This window comes from Dyadobacter chenwenxiniae (assembly GCF_022869785.1).
Classification (GTDB): Bacteria; Bacteroidota; Bacteroidia; order Cytophagales; family Spirosomataceae; genus Dyadobacter; species Dyadobacter chenwenxiniae.
The window spans coordinates 4,781,309-4,797,501 of the sequence record NZ_CP094997.1; the positions used below are offsets into that span (position 1 = coordinate 4,781,309).

The 16,193-nt window shown below is 42.9% G+C and carries 16 protein-coding genes; 7 read left to right on the forward strand and 9 right to left on the reverse strand.

The window, feature by feature from the left end; all coding sequences use genetic code 11:
- The 9 genes from rplB to rpsL all read right to left on the reverse strand — a co-directional run bounded on the left by rplB (position 1) and on the right by rpsL (position 7,765).
- Positions 1 to 825, reverse strand: coding sequence for a 50S ribosomal protein L2 (rplB, locus tag MUK70_RS20415; RefSeq protein ID WP_234654905.1), 825 nt, complete (start codon positions 823 to 825; stop codon positions 1 to 3).
- Positions 826 to 866: 41 nt separating this feature from the next.
- Complete coding sequence (gene rplW, locus MUK70_RS20420) at positions 867 to 1,154, reverse strand: 50S ribosomal protein L23 (protein WP_056280041.1); 288 nt, start codon at positions 1,152 to 1,154, stop codon at positions 867 to 869.
- Between the two features lie 2 nt (positions 1,155 to 1,156).
- A complete protein-coding gene (rplD, locus tag MUK70_RS20425) occupies positions 1,157 to 1,786 on the reverse strand; it encodes a 50S ribosomal protein L4 (RefSeq protein ID WP_234654906.1) in 630 nt (209 codons plus the stop codon).
- A gap of 4 nt (positions 1,787 to 1,790) precedes the next feature.
- A complete protein-coding gene (gene rplC, locus MUK70_RS20430) occupies positions 1,791 to 2,411 on the reverse strand; it encodes a 50S ribosomal protein L3 (protein ID WP_233854311.1) in 621 nt (206 codons plus the stop codon).
- A gap of 280 nt (positions 2,412 to 2,691) precedes the next feature.
- The gene (gene rpsJ, locus MUK70_RS20435; protein WP_026631228.1) at positions 2,692 to 2,997 is read right to left on the reverse strand and encodes a 30S ribosomal protein S10; all 306 of its coding nucleotides are present in this window, start codon (positions 2,995 to 2,997) and stop codon (positions 2,692 to 2,694) included.
- Positions 2,998 to 3,137: 140 nt separating this feature from the next.
- On the reverse strand, positions 3,138 to 5,258 hold the full coding sequence (gene fusA, locus MUK70_RS20440) for an elongation factor G (protein WP_234607837.1): 2,121 nt from the start codon (positions 5,256 to 5,258) through the stop codon (positions 3,138 to 3,140).
- Positions 5,259 to 5,475: 217 nt separating this feature from the next.
- Complete coding sequence (locus tag MUK70_RS20445; protein WP_234654907.1) at positions 5,476 to 6,561, reverse strand: leucine-rich repeat domain-containing protein; 1,086 nt, start codon at positions 6,559 to 6,561, stop codon at positions 5,476 to 5,478.
- Between the two features lie 204 nt (positions 6,562 to 6,765).
- Entirely contained in the window at positions 6,766 to 7,233 is a 468-nt protein-coding gene (gene rpsG, locus MUK70_RS20450; RefSeq protein ID WP_234607839.1) for a 30S ribosomal protein S7, read from the reverse strand.
- Between the two features lie 118 nt (positions 7,234 to 7,351).
- A complete protein-coding gene (gene rpsL / locus MUK70_RS20455) occupies positions 7,352 to 7,765 on the reverse strand; it encodes a 30S ribosomal protein S12 (protein WP_026631225.1) in 414 nt (137 codons plus the stop codon).
- 352 nt (positions 7,766 to 8,117) lie between these two features.
- On the opposite strand from rpsL, the gene MUK70_RS20460 reads away from it, so the two are divergent.
- From MUK70_RS20460 to MUK70_RS20490, 7 genes are all read left to right on the forward strand, one after another.
- Entirely contained in the window at positions 8,118 to 10,142 is a 2,025-nt protein-coding gene (locus MUK70_RS20460; protein WP_445438794.1) for a CHU_0125 family OmpA-like outer membrane integrity protein, read from the forward strand.
- Between the two features lie 130 nt (positions 10,143 to 10,272).
- Positions 10,273 to 11,463: a deoxyribodipyrimidine photo-lyase gene (locus MUK70_RS20465; protein WP_234654908.1), complete on the forward strand. Its 1,191-nt coding sequence runs from the start codon at positions 10,273 to 10,275 to the stop codon at positions 11,461 to 11,463.
- Between the two features lie 149 nt (positions 11,464 to 11,612).
- Positions 11,613 to 12,194: a LemA family protein gene (locus tag MUK70_RS20470; RefSeq protein WP_234654909.1), complete on the forward strand. Its 582-nt coding sequence runs from the start codon at positions 11,613 to 11,615 to the stop codon at positions 12,192 to 12,194.
- 33 nt (positions 12,195 to 12,227) lie between these two features.
- Positions 12,228 to 12,671, forward strand: a complete 444-nt coding sequence (locus MUK70_RS20475) for a TPM domain-containing protein (protein ID WP_234607842.1) — start codon at positions 12,228 to 12,230, stop codon at positions 12,669 to 12,671.
- Between the two features lie 5 nt (positions 12,672 to 12,676).
- Positions 12,677 to 13,456 (forward strand): TPM domain-containing protein, encoded by a 780-nt coding sequence (locus MUK70_RS20480; RefSeq protein ID WP_234654910.1) that lies wholly within the window; start codon positions 12,677 to 12,679, stop codon positions 13,454 to 13,456.
- A 165-nt stretch (positions 13,457 to 13,621) separates the two neighbouring features.
- Positions 13,622 to 14,530: a DUF8428 domain-containing protein gene (locus tag MUK70_RS20485; protein WP_234654911.1), complete on the forward strand. Its 909-nt coding sequence runs from the start codon at positions 13,622 to 13,624 to the stop codon at positions 14,528 to 14,530.
- Positions 14,531 to 14,695: 165 nt separating this feature from the next.
- The gene (locus tag MUK70_RS20490) at positions 14,696 to 16,186 is read left to right on the forward strand and encodes a peptide MFS transporter (RefSeq protein ID WP_234654912.1); all 1,491 of its coding nucleotides are present in this window, start codon (positions 14,696 to 14,698) and stop codon (positions 16,184 to 16,186) included.
- Positions 16,187 to 16,193: the final 7 nt, after the last annotated feature.

Consider the following 16,193-nt stretch of genomic DNA (forward strand, 5'->3'; position numbering starts at 1 on the left):
TTATTTTTTACGACGGCTGATAATCAATTTCTCAGAATGCTTGTTGCGATCACGAGTCTTAAGTCCCTTAGAGAACTGTCCGTTTCTTGATCTAGGCTGGCCCCCTGATGAGCGACCTTCACCACCACCCATTGGGTGATCGACAGGGTTCATTGCAACACCACGAACTCGTGGACGGCGACCTAACCAACGACGACGACCTGCTTTTCCTAATGCCACATTCATGTGACTTGCATTAGAAACTGTTCCAACTGTTGCGATACAAGTAGAAAGTATCATACGCATTTCGCCAGAAGGCATTTTTAAAACTGCGTATTTTCCTTCTCTGGCAACAAGCTGAGCATAAGCTCCTGCGCTACGTGCAAACTGACCACCCTTACCAGGAGTCAACTCGATATTGTGAACAATTGTACCTATCGGCATAGACCCTAATGGAAGTGCGTTACCAACTTCCGGTGCTACTGAACTGCCTGAAACAATTACTTGTCCCACTTTCAGTCCGTTTGGCGCAATTACATATCTTTTTTCTTCATCCTCAAACTGCACCAACGCAATACGCGCTGAACGGTTTGGATCATATTCAATTGTAAGAACTGTGGCCGGTGCATCGAAACGATTTCTTTTGAAATCAATTACACGATACTTTCTTTTATGCCCGCCACCTATATGTCGCATGGTTCTGTGTCCCTGGCTATTACGACCACCTGTTCTTTTGATGGTTTCCAGTAGACTCTTTTCAGGTTTCGCGGTAGTAATCTCCTCAAATGTAGGAGCCGAACGGAAACGCTGACCAGCACTTGTCGGTTTTAATTTTTTAACTGCCATTTGCTATTAACTCGTCAAAGATTTGAATCGCTCAACTATTCTTATGCTTCACCGTAGATATCGATGATTTCACCTTCAGCTACCGTGATGATAGCCTTTTTGATAGTTGAAGTTTTTCCACTTACAAACTTACCACCCGATGTACGGGATTTGCTTTTTCCAATGCTGCGCATTGTATGAACGCTTTCTACGGTCACCCCGAACAGTTTCTCAATAGCCTTTTTGATCTCTACTTTATTAGAAGTAAGGGATACTTCGAAGGCATATTTTCCTTGACCACCCTGAGCCGTTACCTTTTCGGTTATAATCGGACGTTTCAGTACACTCATGATTATTTGTTCAATTGGGTTTCCAAAATAGACAGAGCAGATTCACTTATCAAAAGACGGTCTGCATACATCAGGTCATACGTATTGACCGCGTCCACTGTTGTAACTTTTGCTTTTGGAATGTTACGGCTTGACAGATATACATTGCTGTCAACAGATGGAAGAATAAGTAATGTTTTTGTATTCACTAATGCTAGTGAGTTTAAAACATTCAAATACGATTTCGTTTTTGGTGCATCAAATGTGAATGCTTCTAGAACAGAAATCGAATCAGACTGAGCTTTAACAGAGAAAGCTGACTTACGAGCCAATGACTTAACTTTCTTATTAATTTTAAAACCATAGTCACGAGGTCTTGGTCCAAAAATACGACCACCACCTATGAACACCGGAGATTTAATGCTACCAGCACGAGCTCCACCTGTTCCTTTTTGACGTTTGATTTTACGAGTAGAGTGATTAATCTCTGCACGTTCTTTTGATTTGTGCGTTCCCTGGCGTTGGTTAGCCAAGTACAACTTCACATCGAGATAGATCGCGTGCGTGTTAGGTTCGATGCCAAAAATTTCTTCTGACACACTTACCTTCTTGCCGGTATCTTCTCCTTTTATATTTAATACGGACAGTTCCATCGTGCTACTTCTCAATGATTAGAAATGAATTCTTTGAACCAGGTACCGAGCCACTAACAACCAGAAGGTTTTGCTCAGGGATCACTTTCAGAATACGTAAATTCTGAATTTTTACACGATTGTTACCCATGCGTCCACCCATACGAATACCTTTAAATACACGTGATGGGAATGAACAAGCACCAATCGAACCTGGGTGACGCGCTCTGTTGTGCTGACCGTGAGTCTGACCACCTACCCCTGCGAAACCATGGCGTTTTACAACACCTTGAAAACCGCGGCCTTTGGCAGAACCAACAACGTCAACAAACTCGCCTTCTTCAAAGATATCCGTAACAGATAATGAAGTTCCAAGTTCATGCTCCACTTCAAATTCCTTAAACTCAACAACCTTTTGTTTAGGAGTTGTGTTGGCTTTTTTGAAGTGACCAATCATAGGCTGGGAAGAGCTCTTTTCCTTCTTTTCACCAAAACCTAATTGGATAGCCTTATAGCCATCCTTTTCTTCGGACCTAACTTGTGTAACAACACAAGGACCAGCTTGAATCACAGTACATGCCAGAGCCTGCCCGTCAGCATTGTACAAACTAGTCATTCCGATTTTCTTACCAATTAAACCAGACATGTTTTGAAATTAAAATTAGCAGGTAAAACCCTTATTCTTTAAAACGGACTGCAAAGGTAGGAAATCAAATTCCGGTATCCAAACAGTTATTCAATATTTCTCGCTGATAATCAGCAAAAAAGGTCAGATGATTTGAACCATCTGACCTCTAATTCTGATTGTAATTAAACTGCACCGAAATGTGCCTACGTTCAATCACTTTCATGAGCTCAGATGTGGTTTCCTAAAAGGACCTTCATCCAATTCTATGTAATTGGCCTAAGTTAATAAGCCGCTTTTACTACACTTTAATCTCAACGTCAACACCGCTTGGCAATTCAAGCTTCATCAAAGCATCAACTGTTTTTGCACTTGTAGAGAAAATATCTACTAAACGTTTATAAGTACAAAGCTGGAATTGTTCACGTGATTTCTTGTTAACGTGTGGAGAACGAAGAACAGTGAATTTCTCAGTTTTAGTTGGCAAAGGAATTGGACCGCTAACAATAGCACCAGTTGCCTTTACAGCTTTAACAATTTTCTCAGCTGACTTATCAACCAAATTGTGGTCGAAAGAGCGAAGTTTGATACGGATTTTTTGATTCATTTTGTTTTATTATTTCCGGTTCTGAGAACATTTGAACGAAACAAGTTTCGACAATCCACCAGCGAAAGAACCATTTACTTCGCAAGCTTCTATATAAAAATGATCCGCTATCTATTTTCACAGATAGCGGATCATTTCATTTATGCTTTAACTAAACCTTTTGCCTTTTCAATTACAGTTTCCGCGATGTTATTAGGAACAATCTCGTAGTAAGCGAATGTCAAAGATGCAGTAGCGCGACCAGATGACATGGTACGAAGATCCGTTACATAACCGAACAATTCAGACAAAGGAACATCACATTTGATAACCTGTGCACCATTACGTGAATCCATTCCTCTCATCACACCACGACGACGGTTAAGGTCACCAGTGATTGGTCCTGTATATTCATCAGGTGTAAGCACTTCAACGTGCATAATCGGCTCCATCAATTTTGAACCGGCGTGACGCGCAGCCTCTTTGAAACCAATTTTTGCTGCAAGTTCAAATGATAGTGCATCTGAATCGACATCGTGGAAAGATCCGTGGAAAATACGCACTTTCATAGAATCCAAAGGATATCCTGCAAGTGCACCATTTGACATGGACGCTTCAAAACCTTTCTGGATCGGAGCGATAAATTCACGAGGAATAGTACCACCAACAATCTGATTTACAAATTGCAAACCTGTTTTTGGTTCTTTACCTTCTTCGTTATCGTCACGTGGTCCGATTTCGAATACGATATCGGCAAATTTACCACGACCACCTGTTTGTTTCTTGTAAACTTCACGGTGCTCAAAGTTCTTCGTAAGAATCTCTTTGTAAGCAACCTGAGGAGCTCCTTGATTTACTTCTACTTTGAATTCACGACGCATACGGTCGATGATAATTTCAAGGTGAAGTTCACCCATTCCTTTGATGATCGTTTGACCAGTTTCTTCGTTACTTTCAACTTGCAACGTAGGGTCTTCTTCGATCAATTTAGTAATTGCCTTAGAGAAGTTATCGCTGTCAGCCGCTTTCTTAGGTTCAATAGCGTAACCAATTACCGGCTCAGGGAACACCATTGATTCAAGAATAATTGGATTCTTTTCGTCAGATAATGTATCTCCTGTTTTGATATCTTTAAATCCTACAACAGCTCCAATGTCACCTGCTTCAAGACGATCAATTTGATTTTGCTTGTTAGCATGCATTTGGAAGATACGAGAAATACGCTCTTTGTTTCCTGAACGGTTGTTCAAAACGTAAGAACCTGAATCAAGATATCCAGAGTAAGAACGGATAAAGCAAAGACGACCTACGTAAGGGTCTGTTGCGATTTTAAATGCTAATGCGCAGAAAGGATCAGAATCCGTTGGTTGACGAGAAATTTCATTTCCTGTACGTGGATCAGTTCCGATGATGCTTTCACGATCTTGTGGTGAAGGCAAAATAGCCATCACGTAATCAAGCATCGTTTGAACACCTTTATTTTTGAATGAAGAACCGCAAACCATAGGAACGATTTTCATGCTGATCGTTGCTGCACGCAAAGCCGCAAGAATTTCGTCTTCTGAAATAGAAGCAGGATCTTCAAAATATTTTTCCATCAAGGTGTCGTCGAACTCGGCAACAGCTTCAAGCAATTTTTCTCTCCACTCAGTTGCTTCTTCAAGCATATCGTCAGGAATAGGAACTTCTCTGAAAGTCATTCCTTTGTCTTCTTCATTCCATTCGATACCACGGAAGTTAACCAAGTCAACTACACCTCTAAATGTATCTTCAGCACCGATCGGCAATTGAAGAGGAACAGCGTAGCTTCCAAGCATTTCTTTAACCTGCGTACAAACTTTTAAGAAGTCTGCACCAGAACGGTCCATTTTATTTACGAAACCGATACGTGCTACATTATAATTGTTAGCCAGACGCCAGTTCGTTTCAGACTGAGGCTCAACACCATCAACTGCACTAAAAAGGAATACAAGACCATCCAATACACGAAGAGAACGGTTTACTTCAACTGTAAAGTCAACGTGTCCCGGTGTATCGATAATGTTAATGTGATATTTTTCACCACGGTAATTCCAATCAACAGTTGTTGCAGCAGATGTGATGGTAATCCCACGCTCTTGCTCCTGCTCCATCCAGTCCATTGTAGCAGCACCATCATGCACTTCTCCAATTTTGTGGCTTACACCTGCGTAGTAAAGGATACGCTCCGTTGTGGTTGTCTTACCTGCATCAATGTGCGCAGCAATACCAATGTTTCTTGTTAATCTTAGATCACGTGCCATGACAGATGGTGATGTGTTATATTATATTCGATGTGCAATTCACTCAGAAGCAATTTGAACTTTACGAAGGCGAAAAAAACGCACTACTTCCAAAAATTCAGAGCGCAAAAGTATCAATTGTTGATGATAAAAACAATTATGAGAAGGTTAATTTTTAAAGAAATATCTGGTAAACAGGAAATTTGCTCCCACGACGTCTGGCGCTCCTAGCAATAGATCATTTACAAACCTCCAATTTCGTATGTTCAGGCTTCTGCCAACTTGAATCCGAAGGCTCCGGGAGCCGTGCCAGACAAATACTTGCTAGTTTCGGGGAATCAAACACTGTTAGCTTTTTAAGATCTTTGCAAGAACTGAGGTCAAGCTTCATGAGCTGTTTCAGCCCATGACCGAAAAACTCGGCGAGTAAAGTATTGCTCCTAAGGTTCAACTCCGAAAATCCCGAATTTATACAGGATAATCTTTTTAGACCTTTCAATGCACTTAGATCAACTGATTCTAAACCTTCGCCTAATTCAAGTGACACAAGATTAGGTATTTTTGTAAAATCAAGAGAATTTAATTTTGTGTAAGGTAAAATGAGCGTGTCCAACTTAGGCTTGTTCCCCAAGTTGAAGCTCGCATCCCCCACCCCGAGGTATAAGTAAGTCAGATCATCAAGGTTGCTAATGTCCAGCTTTCCCAAGCCTCTTGACTGCCACAAAAGCTTTCGGAGCTTCAAATTATTTTTAAGATCCATCTCCTTAAATTCATCTCCCATCAAAGTAGAAAGTACCAGCAATTCCGTATTTTTCGATAGATCAAGCGCTTTAAGGTTAAAATTCTCGTGACAATGCAATTCCCTTAACTGCGTGTTCTGGCTTAGGTCAAGGGTAGAAATGAGATTGTTAGAGCACCTTAAGTATTTCAGTTCTTTACAGTTCCGGACATTCAAGTATCTCAAAGCATTACGCTCGCCTCCGACCTCCATTCCTGTTTGAATGTGTAAATATTCTAGTTTAGTATTTTTGCTCAAATCCAGAGAATCTGGTTTTGAAAATAAAGTCGTCAAGGACCTTAGATTAGTAAAGTATTCTATCCCGCCAAGTCCCTGTATTTCATCCCTAATCTGCCCTCTAATGTATAGGCTATCAATATCTTTCACGTCCTGGTAAAGAATAAGGCCATCTTGCTTGCCTGATTTGTCAATGCCAAGCCTGATTAGGGCCTTTTCGAAGCCGGCTTCAACTTTAACCAGTGATGTATTAGTCAGAACTTCTTCTGGCTTAGGCTCAACCTCCTTACTATCCTTTTTACAGGCCAAAAATAGGGTAGGCAGAAATAATAGAAAAAGATAGATCTTTCGCATGATAGCAGATGACAGGTTTGTTGGAGCGTAGCTACATAAATGATTGAAAATTATCCAATTTACCAATCATAAGCAAACAGAGATCTACGTTCAGTTACAAACGAAAAGCCGGACACTGCTAACGCAGCATCCGGCTTGACACTTATTAACTTTAAACTCCTAGAATCTAAAATGCGAGAACGCTTTGTTGGCATCTGCCATACGGTGCGTATCGTCTTTCTTCTTAACAGCAGCTCCTTCACCTTTTGCAGCAGCAATGATCTCACCAGCAAGGCGATCCACCATTGTTTTTTCTCCGCGCTTACGTGAATAATTGATCAACCATTTCATGCCAAGTGATTGCTTACGCTCAGGACGAACTTCCGTAGGAACCTGGAATGTAGCACCACCCACACGACGGCTTTTTACCTCAACAGATGGAGTTACATTGTTCAATGCTTTTCTCCAAGTTTCAAGACCGCTTTCGCTGGTTTTTTTCTCAACCAACTCCAACGCATCGTAGAAGATTGTGAATGCAATGCTTTTCTTTCCTTCGTACATCAGGTTGTTAACGAACTTGGTAACCTGTACGTCCCTGAACTTTGGATCAGGAAGGATATATCTTTTCTTTGGTTTCGACTTTCTCATTTTAACTTAAAATTTTACACGAGGTTTCGTTTTGCAACTTATTCACCCCAGACTAAATCTAGGATTACTTCCCTTTTATCAGATTAATTCCTTAATAAAAGCAGAGAGAGTTACTTTTTTATTTTTTCTTACCTTTTGTTGGTGCTGCCGCAACTTGTCCTGGTTTTGGACGCTTAGCACCATATTTCGAACGACGTTGTTTACGTCCGTTCACACCGGCTGTATCCAATGCACCACGGATAATGTGGTAACGCACACCTGGTAAATCTTTAACACGACCACCGCGGATCAAAACGATCGAGTGCTCTTGCAAGTTGTGGCCTTCACCTGGGATGTAGGCATTCACTTCTTTGTTGTTTGAAAGACGAACACGGGCCACTTTACGAAGCGCTGAGTTCGGTTTTTTAGGCGTTGTCGTGTACACCCTGGTGCACACACCCCTACGCTGAGGGCAAGAATCCAAAGCCGGTGACTTTGATTTCCATGTAATGGTCTCTCTACCTTTACGGACTAATTGTGAAATAGTTGGCATTTAACAAATTGATTTTGATCTGGTTAATGCACCAGTCTATTGTTTTATAAACAGTTTTCCCGAAAAATCGGACTGCAAAAGTAACAGGCTGGCGTTGATTTACAAAACGTTACTGGGAATTTTTGCAAAAAGCATTTAAACAAATCCATTCTCAGATGTAAAACACACTGCTAACGTGCCTATATTGGTCGAAGCATTGACGACGAATATGAGCCCTTCTTCCGAAAGAAAAGTGCCCGAATAAAAATCTTGACGGCTTATATCCAGAATTTTATTTCCAAACGTTGTTTATTAGTATTGTTTTTCCAAACTCAGTGTGCCCGTCAAATCATTTGATATTATACTTTACATTATGAAACTTTCCAGAAGTTATTTTACCCTCATAATTAGTGTTTTTACTATATGTGTGTATCTGACCGGCTGCAACTCAGCCATGCAGGCGTATAAAGACGGCCAAAAGAAATTTGAGAATGGTGAATATGATCTGGCAATCAAGGCGTTCGAGAAAGCCGCTGCTGCAAATATAGAGCCGGTTCAAACCGATTATCTTATTGCTGAATCCTATCGTCTTTCAAATCGTTTTAAAGAGGCCATTCCTTTTTACAAAAAAGCCATTGACGCAGGCCTGAATAAGCCCGACGCTAAATTCCAATATGCTTACGCATTGAAAACTGCCGGGCAATACGAAGAAGCTTCTGCTCAGTATGCTTCTTATGCAAAGGACACGGCTGCTTCGCAAAACTTACAGCAAAGAGCGCTCAGAGAAATTGAGATCCTGCGCATTGCTGATCGCTTACGCACCACCAAAATGGATGTCGAGCTAAAGGACATTCCTTTAAACACCTCAAGTTCTGAATTTGGGCCTACTATTCTCGGCAGCGAGCTCGTTTTTTCGTTTTCCAAAAAAGATAAAGTCTATAAGAACAATGGCCAGCCTATGCTAGGCCTTTACAAGGTTGCGCTTTCCGAAGATGCGGGTACCACCCAGGGAACGCCGACTTTATTAAGCAATGAGATTTTTGACGCAGATGCTAATGAAGCATCGCCCGCATTTTCTCCCGACGGGAAAACATTGGTTTTTGCGCGCGGTAACACGGGTAAGAAAAACGGAACACTGGATGTAGACCTTTATCTGAGCCGCAATGTGAACGGACAATGGACTGCCCCTGCCATTTTGCCTATCAATGATTCCCTCGCCTGGGACGGCTCACCGGCTTTTTCTCGTGATGGCAAAACATTATACTTTGCTTCAAATCGTGCAGGTGGCGCGGGCGGAATTGATCTTTACAGAACCAATATGGACGCCTCGGGCCGGTTTAGCAAGCCCGTGAATATGGGAAAAGACATTAACACGGCCGGAGATGACATGTTCCCTTACGTTGCCGAAGGCGGAAAGCTATACTTCGCGTCAGACGGTCATCCAGGTCTTGGAAAGCTGGATTTGTTCTCCGCGACCCGGACGCAAGGTGTGATTAGCATTGAAAACCTCGGCTTGCCTTTTAATAGTCCGCAAGATGATTTCGGACTCGTATTCTATCAGGATTTGAACAAAGGCTTTTTCTCTTCCAACCGGGAAGGCGGCAAGGGTGATGATGACATTTACTATTTCGCAGGACCGGAAGAGGAGGATAGCACAACGATTGCTAAAAACAATGACCCAAACAGCCCGCTGAATCCAAACAATCCTAATTATATCAATGGTAAGCCAAAGGTTGTAAGATATTTCCTGGCTGGCAATGTGGTTGAAAACGGATCAACGTCCACGCCGATTGACTCCGCGGTTATTCGTATTTATCCGGACACGGCCGACACGCAAATTGCAGAGCTTCCATCACGCCGGGATGGAAAATTTGGCACACAGCCTATTGAAGAGGGCAAGTCTTACAGTCTTTTGGTTCAACGCAAAGGTTACATTAGCAAGCGCGAGCCATTCTCGATGGACGGACGCTCGATTCCGCCTATCTTTTTGACCAAAGAACTGACCGACACAACATTCAATGTGACGATTAAACTCGATAAACTGGAATTGAATAAGACATTTGTTCTTGAAAACATCTATTACGATTTGAACAAATACAACATTCGCCCGGATGCGGCAATTGAGCTTGATAAACTGGTGCAAATTTTAAAGGATAACCCAACCATGAAAATTGAGCTGAGTTCCCACACGGATGCACGTGCCACGGATGCCTATAACATGACACTGTCGCAAAACCGGGCCGAATCTGCGGTGACTTATCTGAATAGCAAGGGAATTGATGCCGATCGGATGGTGGCAAGAGGTTATGGAGAGCGGGAGCTGATCATTCCGAATGCAAAAACCGAGGAGGAACATCAGCGTAACCGTCGCACAGAATTCACAATTTTGAGTTACTAACATTAAATTGTCCCTACATGCGCCCGGTCTGAACAAGCTTTCAGGCCGGGCGCAGTTGTTATGGCCCGGCTCGAAATTTGTACTATTGTATTTTCAAAAATTGATTTTCAGCATTATTTAGTTTGTATTAATGGCTCAGCGCATCATCTATTGGTTTCGGAACGACTTGCGGTTACGTGATAATGAAGCTTTGTTTTCCGCAGTTTCGGCAGCGAGCGAGATTTTACCTGTCTACGTTTTCGACCCCAGACAATTTGATAAAACAAAATTACACTTCCGCCGAACCGGCACCATGCGCGGTCAATTCTTGATTGGCGCGGTGCTCGAATTAAGGGATCGCCTGCGGGAAAAAGGCGGTGATTTATTGATCCGCGTCGGTATGCCGGAGAATATCGTTGCTCAGCTTGCGGAAGAAAACAACGCGCAATATGTATACACGAGCAAGGAAATTGCACCGGCTGAAACGCGCATTGAATCTTCTTTAAGTAAAAATTTAAAATCACTGAATATAGACATTAAGCTGTTTTGGATGGATACACTCATGCACGCGACAGACCTGCCCTTCCCAATCGCGAAACTGCCCTCCAATTTTGAAGCTTATTTTAATGAGATCCGAGATAAGCTGCGGGTTAAGCAGCCATTGACAGAGTCCCAAAGTTTGGTTCTTCCCGCGCAATACGAGGCTGGCTCCGTACCCACATTACAGGAATTGGGAATTGAAGAGTCTGAATTTATAAATCAACCTCTGGATAATGGCAAGGCTGGTGAATCGTTAGCACACGAAATTCTTGATCAATATATAGCTGAACATGTAAAAAACGGGAAGCCATTTGAGTCAGCAGATCCGCTTACGGACACCCGCTTGTCGGACTGGCTTTCGCTGGGATGCATTTCCGCCAGATACATCTATAACGAGCTTAAAAATGCACACATCAACGACGCAAAAAGTGACCCAATGATTGAAAATCTGCTTTCCCGGGACTATTTTCATTGGACATTACTGCGTTATGGCCCGCGAATGTTTAAGCCCAGTGGTGTAAAGCACAATTTTCTGCAAAGATGGGAAAACGACAATGCAGCTTATGACACCTGGATCAATGGTCAGACCGCGGATAATGAGGTGAATCTTTTAATGGAAAAACTGAAAATGACAGGCTTTCTAACATCCTCAGAAAGAACATTGTGTGCCAATTATCTGGTAAATGAGCTAGGTGTCAACTGGACTTGGGGTGCCATGTATTTCGAAAGCCACTTGCTGGATTATGAAGTCTCTGTGAACTGGGGACGCTGGAATAACATAGCAGGAGTTGGTGAAAACTAATGCCAAAGCCTTATTTTTTCATGAAAAACCTATTATCCGGTTATTTCCATGCACAAATTGCCCTTTGCCCGGTCGTGTAGTTTTTCTTTCGGATTTTACTAGCTTTGGGCAACTTTGAAACTAATTCATTAACTCTAAACTGAATAAAAATGTCAAAAGGACTAATTGCAGTTATCGCCGTAATTTTAATTCTCGGGTTCGTAGGCTGCGGTAAATATAACGGCCTCGTAAGTAAAGATGAGGTTGTAAAAGAATCATGGGCCAAAGTGGAAAGTCAATATCAGCGTCGTGCTGACCTTATCCCTAACTTGGTAAGCACTGTTAAAGGAGCTGCCGATTTTGAAAAAGGAACATTAACTGCTGTTATCGAAGCACGTGCAAAGGCCACACAAACCACAATCAATGCAGGCGATCTTACTCCTGAGAACATTGCAAAATTCCAGGGCGCACAAGATCAGTTAAGCGGCGCATTATCCCGCTTGCTTGTCACAGTTGAACAATATCCGCAGCTAAAAGCCAATCAGAACTTCCTTGAATTACAAGCGCAGTTAGAAGGCACTGAAAACCGCATTACGGTTGCCCGCAATGATTTTAACACCGTTGTGAAGGACTATAACCAGGAAGTGCGCACATTCCCGAATAACCTTTTCGCCGGTGTCTTCGGGTTTGCCCAAAAAGGATATTTTACAGCCGCAGCTGGCTCCGAAAAAGCACCGACCGTTCAGTTTTAATTTAGGTTCGGAAAAAATAAAAACCAGATCATCATGGCCACAGATTCACTTCTTTTCTCTGAAAAGGATCAGCAACGCATCATTGAAGCAATAAAGCAAGCTGAAACTCAGACTTCCGGTGAGGTGAAAGTGCATATCGAAAAGAAATGCCCGGCTCCGGACGTAATGGAAAGAGCCAAAGAAGTGTTTCTGTTTCTCAATCTTCACAGGACAGCATTGCAAAATGGTGTCCTGTTTTATCTGGCCTACGAAGACCGCAAATTTGCTGTTTTAGGTGATAAGGGAATTAATGAGAAAGTGCCCCATGATTTTTGGAACAGCACAAAAGACCTGCTTAAACAGCATTTTGCGAAAGGAGAGTTTATAGAAGGATTGGTTCACGGAATTGCCGAAGCAGGCTTTCAATTGAAAATCCATTTTCCATACAACTCCAACGACATCAACGAACTGCCGGACGATATTTCGTTCGGTAAATGATCCTTATGAAGAGAATCCTGATTGTTTTTTTCCTGGTCATAGCCGCATTTATGAATGCAGCTGCCCAGGACATTCCGCCGAAACCAAACCCGCCCAAACTGGTCAACGACTTTGCCAAACAGCTCAGCGAGACTGAAAAAGCGCAATTGGAACAAAAACTGGTCGCCTACAATGATTCTACTTCTTCGCAGATTGTCATTGTAATCGTTCCCACAACGGGAGACTATCCCATCGCGGATTATGCTTTGAAAATTGGCCGGGAATGGGGCGTTGGGCAAAAGGATAAAGACAATGGAATTGTGCTCCTATGGGCTCCTACGGATCGTAAAGTGTACATTAGCACCGGCTACGGACTCGAAGGAGCCATTCCTGACGCAGTCGCCAAGCGGATCATTTCGCAAGTCATCACGCCTCAGTTTAAGAACGGCCAGTTTTATGAAGGACTGGATCAGGGCGTAGATATGATATTCAAATATGCGACGGGTGAATACAAAGCAGATCCCAAACAGGCTGATGAAGATGGATCGTTTCCACCATTGCTGATTTTTGTAATTATCTTCATCGTGATCATGGTCTTTATGTTCCGCAACCGCAATAATGGTGGTGGACGCGGCGGAAGAGGCGGTTTAGGAGGCTTCGGCGGACCATTATTCTTTCCATATACGACGCACTCAGGTGGAGGAAGCTTTTCCGGAAACTGGGGCGGCGGAGGCGGAGGAGGAGGTGGCTTCGGAGGTTTTGGTGGAGGAAGCTTCGGAGGCGGAGGAGCAGGAGGAGATTATTAGAGGCCGTTCTGAGAACCTTAAAATTTGAGTTTTCAAAAGCCCGGATGTGACAGTAATGTTCATCCGGGCTTTATTATGTTCAATACTAAACGCATAACGTATACTAGTGGCATAGTTTTTGGATTAATTTGAATAATTCAAATTGTTTAACCTAAACAAATTTCTATGGAAAGGAAAAATAACACTGGTCTATTGGTCGGTTTAATCCTTATGACGATCCTCGCGGCTGTTTTTGGCTACTTGTACTACAATGAGCGCGCTGTTACAAACAAGCAGGAAGCAGACCTGCAAACCCGGGTAAATGAACTGGCCTCATCAGAAATTAAACTTGACTCCATTTCAAAACAACTCGATGCAAGAATTCAGGAAGTCCAGGGACTTGGCGGCGACATTGAAGAATTGCAAAAAGTAAAAGCTGCATTGGAAAACGACCGCATTGCCTTGCGCAAAGGAAATTTGACAATGGGAAAAAAAGTAAAAGAATATGAAGCATTCCTTACCAAAAAAGATGAGGAAATCGCTCAGTTAAGGGAAGAAAACCAGCAGCTGATCAGCCAGAACGAAACATTGGTTCAGGAAAAAACGGTTTTGGAAACAACCAAACAAGCAATCAGTGATTCACTTTCCGGCGTAGTTTCCAAAAACACAGAGCTCGAATCAAAAGTTACCATGGCAGCAGCGTTGCGGGCGCGCAGTGTGAAGGTGTACGCTGTTTCGTCAAAAGGCAAGGTTAGGGAAGGTGATAATGTGAAAGCGAAAAGAGTGGACAAAGTGCGGGTTGATTTTATTCTCGAGAAAAACCCATTGACTGCAGCCGATAACAAAACCGTTTATTTACGAATCATCGACCCAACAGGCGCAACGATTTCGGATACGAAAACAGGATCCGGAACATTCGATTACAATGGTCAGGAACAAGGATATACCATTAGCAAGGAAGTAACCTACACCAATAATAATCAAGATGTAAGCATCCTTTATGACCGGGATTCGAACTTCCCCTCCGGGAAATACACCATCGAGCTGTATTCCGAAGGATTCTCAATAGGAGAAGGCTCATTCTCAGTAAAATAAGCATTACAAAAGCAAAGCATAGTAGGAGAAAAGCAGTAATCGGCCTGAATAGTTGGTTACTGCTTTTATTTTTATGGATTTATTTATATTTATCGTTATTCCCTATCTTGTGCGATAAAATTTTCAATAAATAACCCATAAAACCAAATAAAACACTTCTCTTCTATGTCTTCACAGATATCTCAAAAACATCCCAAAGGCTTGTACGTCTTGTTTTTTGCCGAAATGTGGGAGCGTTTCAGTTACTACGGGATGCGTGCGATACTTTTACTTTTCCTGCTCGATTCTGTGAGGGGCGGAATGTCTATGAGCGCAGGTGAAGCTGCTGCTATTTATGGACTTTATACCGCATCGGTATATCTGCTAACATTACCCGGCGGCTGGCTTGCCGATAATATTTTAGGACAAAAGAAAGCGATTTGGTATGGAGGAATTGTGATTATGTTGGGTCACATTATTCTTGCTGTGCCGGGCGGCTCGGGCTTATTCTTTTTGGGATTGACAACCGTTGCTGTTGGGACAGGTCTGTTAAAGCCCAATATTAGCTCAATTGTTGGAGAGCTTTATCCCGAAGGCGGTGCGCGGCGCGATGCAGCATTCTCCATCTTTTATATGGGGATAAATCTGGGATCATTTCTCGGAATTGCCATTGTGGGATATCTTGGAGAGCGCGTGAGCTGGCATATGGGCTTCGGTGCCGCTGCGATCGGAATGCTTCTGGGCCTGGTTGTTTTCCGTTATGGAAGTGCAAAATATCTGAAAGGAATGGGCGATGTGCCGCCTGCAAGGATCGCAACGGCCGAGTCAGATGCGCAAAAAGGTGCGAACAAAAAGCTTGGTTACCTTTTCATTGGAGCACTCGTCGTGCTCCTGATCATTCTGCAAACTTCCGGCGTTCTTGACATGACCACTGCCCAGGGATTGGCGAAAGGTGCTGGCGTGATCATTGTAATTATCTCTGCTTCCTATTTCCTGTTTATATTGTTTGCGGGCGGACTGACCCGCGTGGAACAATATCGCGTGTTGGTGTTGATCATCTTATTCCTTGCGATTTCGCTGTTTTGGGCTGGATACGAACAAGCTGGAACGTCACTTCAAATCTTCGCCGAGCGGCATACACAAAGAGTCATTGGCGGATGGGAAGTGCCATCGAGCTGGTTCCAGAATTTCCAGCCGACCTTTGTTTTGCTTTTCGCACCGGTTTTGGCGAGTCTCTGGATATATCTTTCGACTAAAAATCTCAACCCATCCATTCCTGTGAAATTCGGTGCAGGATTAATTTTGCTTGGATTGAGCTTTTTTGTAATGGTTGCGGCTTCTAACATTGCGGTTACCGGTGAACTTGCATCTCCGTTATTCCTGACCTCTACTTATTTCCTGCACACCATCGGGGAATTGTGCGTAAGTCCGGTCGGGTTAAGTTCATATACAAAGCTTGCCCCTAAACGCTATGTGAGCCAACTGATGGGCATCTGGTTCGTAGGTGCTTCGCTCGGGAACCTCATCGCCGGGATTTTTGCAGGCGGTTTTGATGAAGAAAACATCATGCAAATGCCCGCATTATTCAATCAGGTAGCCATTATCACAACCATTTTTGGTCTTATTCTGCTTGTTTTCTGGAAGCCGATCAAAGGCTGGATGGGCGGAATCTCGTAGTCAATCA

Excerpts from the sequence above, each read along its gene's own strand:
- rplB (WP_234654905.1), bottom strand. The coding sequence starts at position 825 with ATGGCAGTTAAAAAATTAAAACCGACAAGTGCTGGTCAGCGTTTCCGT.
- rplW (WP_056280041.1), bottom strand. The coding sequence starts at position 1,154 with ATGAGTGTACTGAAACGTCCGATTATAACCGAAAAGGTAACGGCTCAG.
- rplD (WP_234654906.1), bottom strand. The coding sequence starts at position 1,786 with ATGGAACTGTCCGTATTAAATATAAAAGGAGAAGATACCGGCAAGAAG.
- rplC (WP_233854311.1), bottom strand. The coding sequence starts at position 2,411 with ATGTCTGGTTTAATTGGTAAGAAAATCGGAATGACTAGTTTGTACAAT.
- rpsJ (WP_026631228.1), bottom strand. The coding sequence starts at position 2,997 with ATGAATCAAAAAATCCGTATCAAACTTCGCTCTTTCGACCACAATTTG.
- fusA (WP_234607837.1), bottom strand. The coding sequence starts at position 5,258 with ATGGCACGTGATCTAAGATTAACAAGAAACATTGGTATTGCTGCGCAC.
- rpsG (WP_234607839.1), bottom strand. The coding sequence starts at position 7,233 with ATGAGAAAGTCGAAACCAAAGAAAAGATATATCCTTCCTGATCCAAAG.
- rpsL (WP_026631225.1), bottom strand. The coding sequence starts at position 7,765 with ATGCCAACTATTTCACAATTAGTCCGTAAAGGTAGAGAGACCATTACA.
- MUK70_RS20460 (WP_445438794.1), top strand. The coding sequence starts at position 8,118 with ATGAAACTTTCCAGAAGTTATTTTACCCTCATAATTAGTGTTTTTACT.
- MUK70_RS20465 (WP_234654908.1), top strand. The coding sequence starts at position 10,273 with ATGGCTCAGCGCATCATCTATTGGTTTCGGAACGACTTGCGGTTACGT.
- MUK70_RS20470 (WP_234654909.1), top strand. The coding sequence starts at position 11,613 with ATGTCAAAAGGACTAATTGCAGTTATCGCCGTAATTTTAATTCTCGGG.
- MUK70_RS20475 (WP_234607842.1), top strand. The coding sequence starts at position 12,228 with ATGGCCACAGATTCACTTCTTTTCTCTGAAAAGGATCAGCAACGCATC.
- MUK70_RS20480 (WP_234654910.1), top strand. The coding sequence starts at position 12,677 with ATGAAGAGAATCCTGATTGTTTTTTTCCTGGTCATAGCCGCATTTATG.
- MUK70_RS20485 (WP_234654911.1), top strand. The coding sequence starts at position 13,622 with ATGGAAAGGAAAAATAACACTGGTCTATTGGTCGGTTTAATCCTTATG.
- MUK70_RS20490 (WP_234654912.1), top strand. The coding sequence starts at position 14,696 with ATGTCTTCACAGATATCTCAAAAACATCCCAAAGGCTTGTACGTCTTG.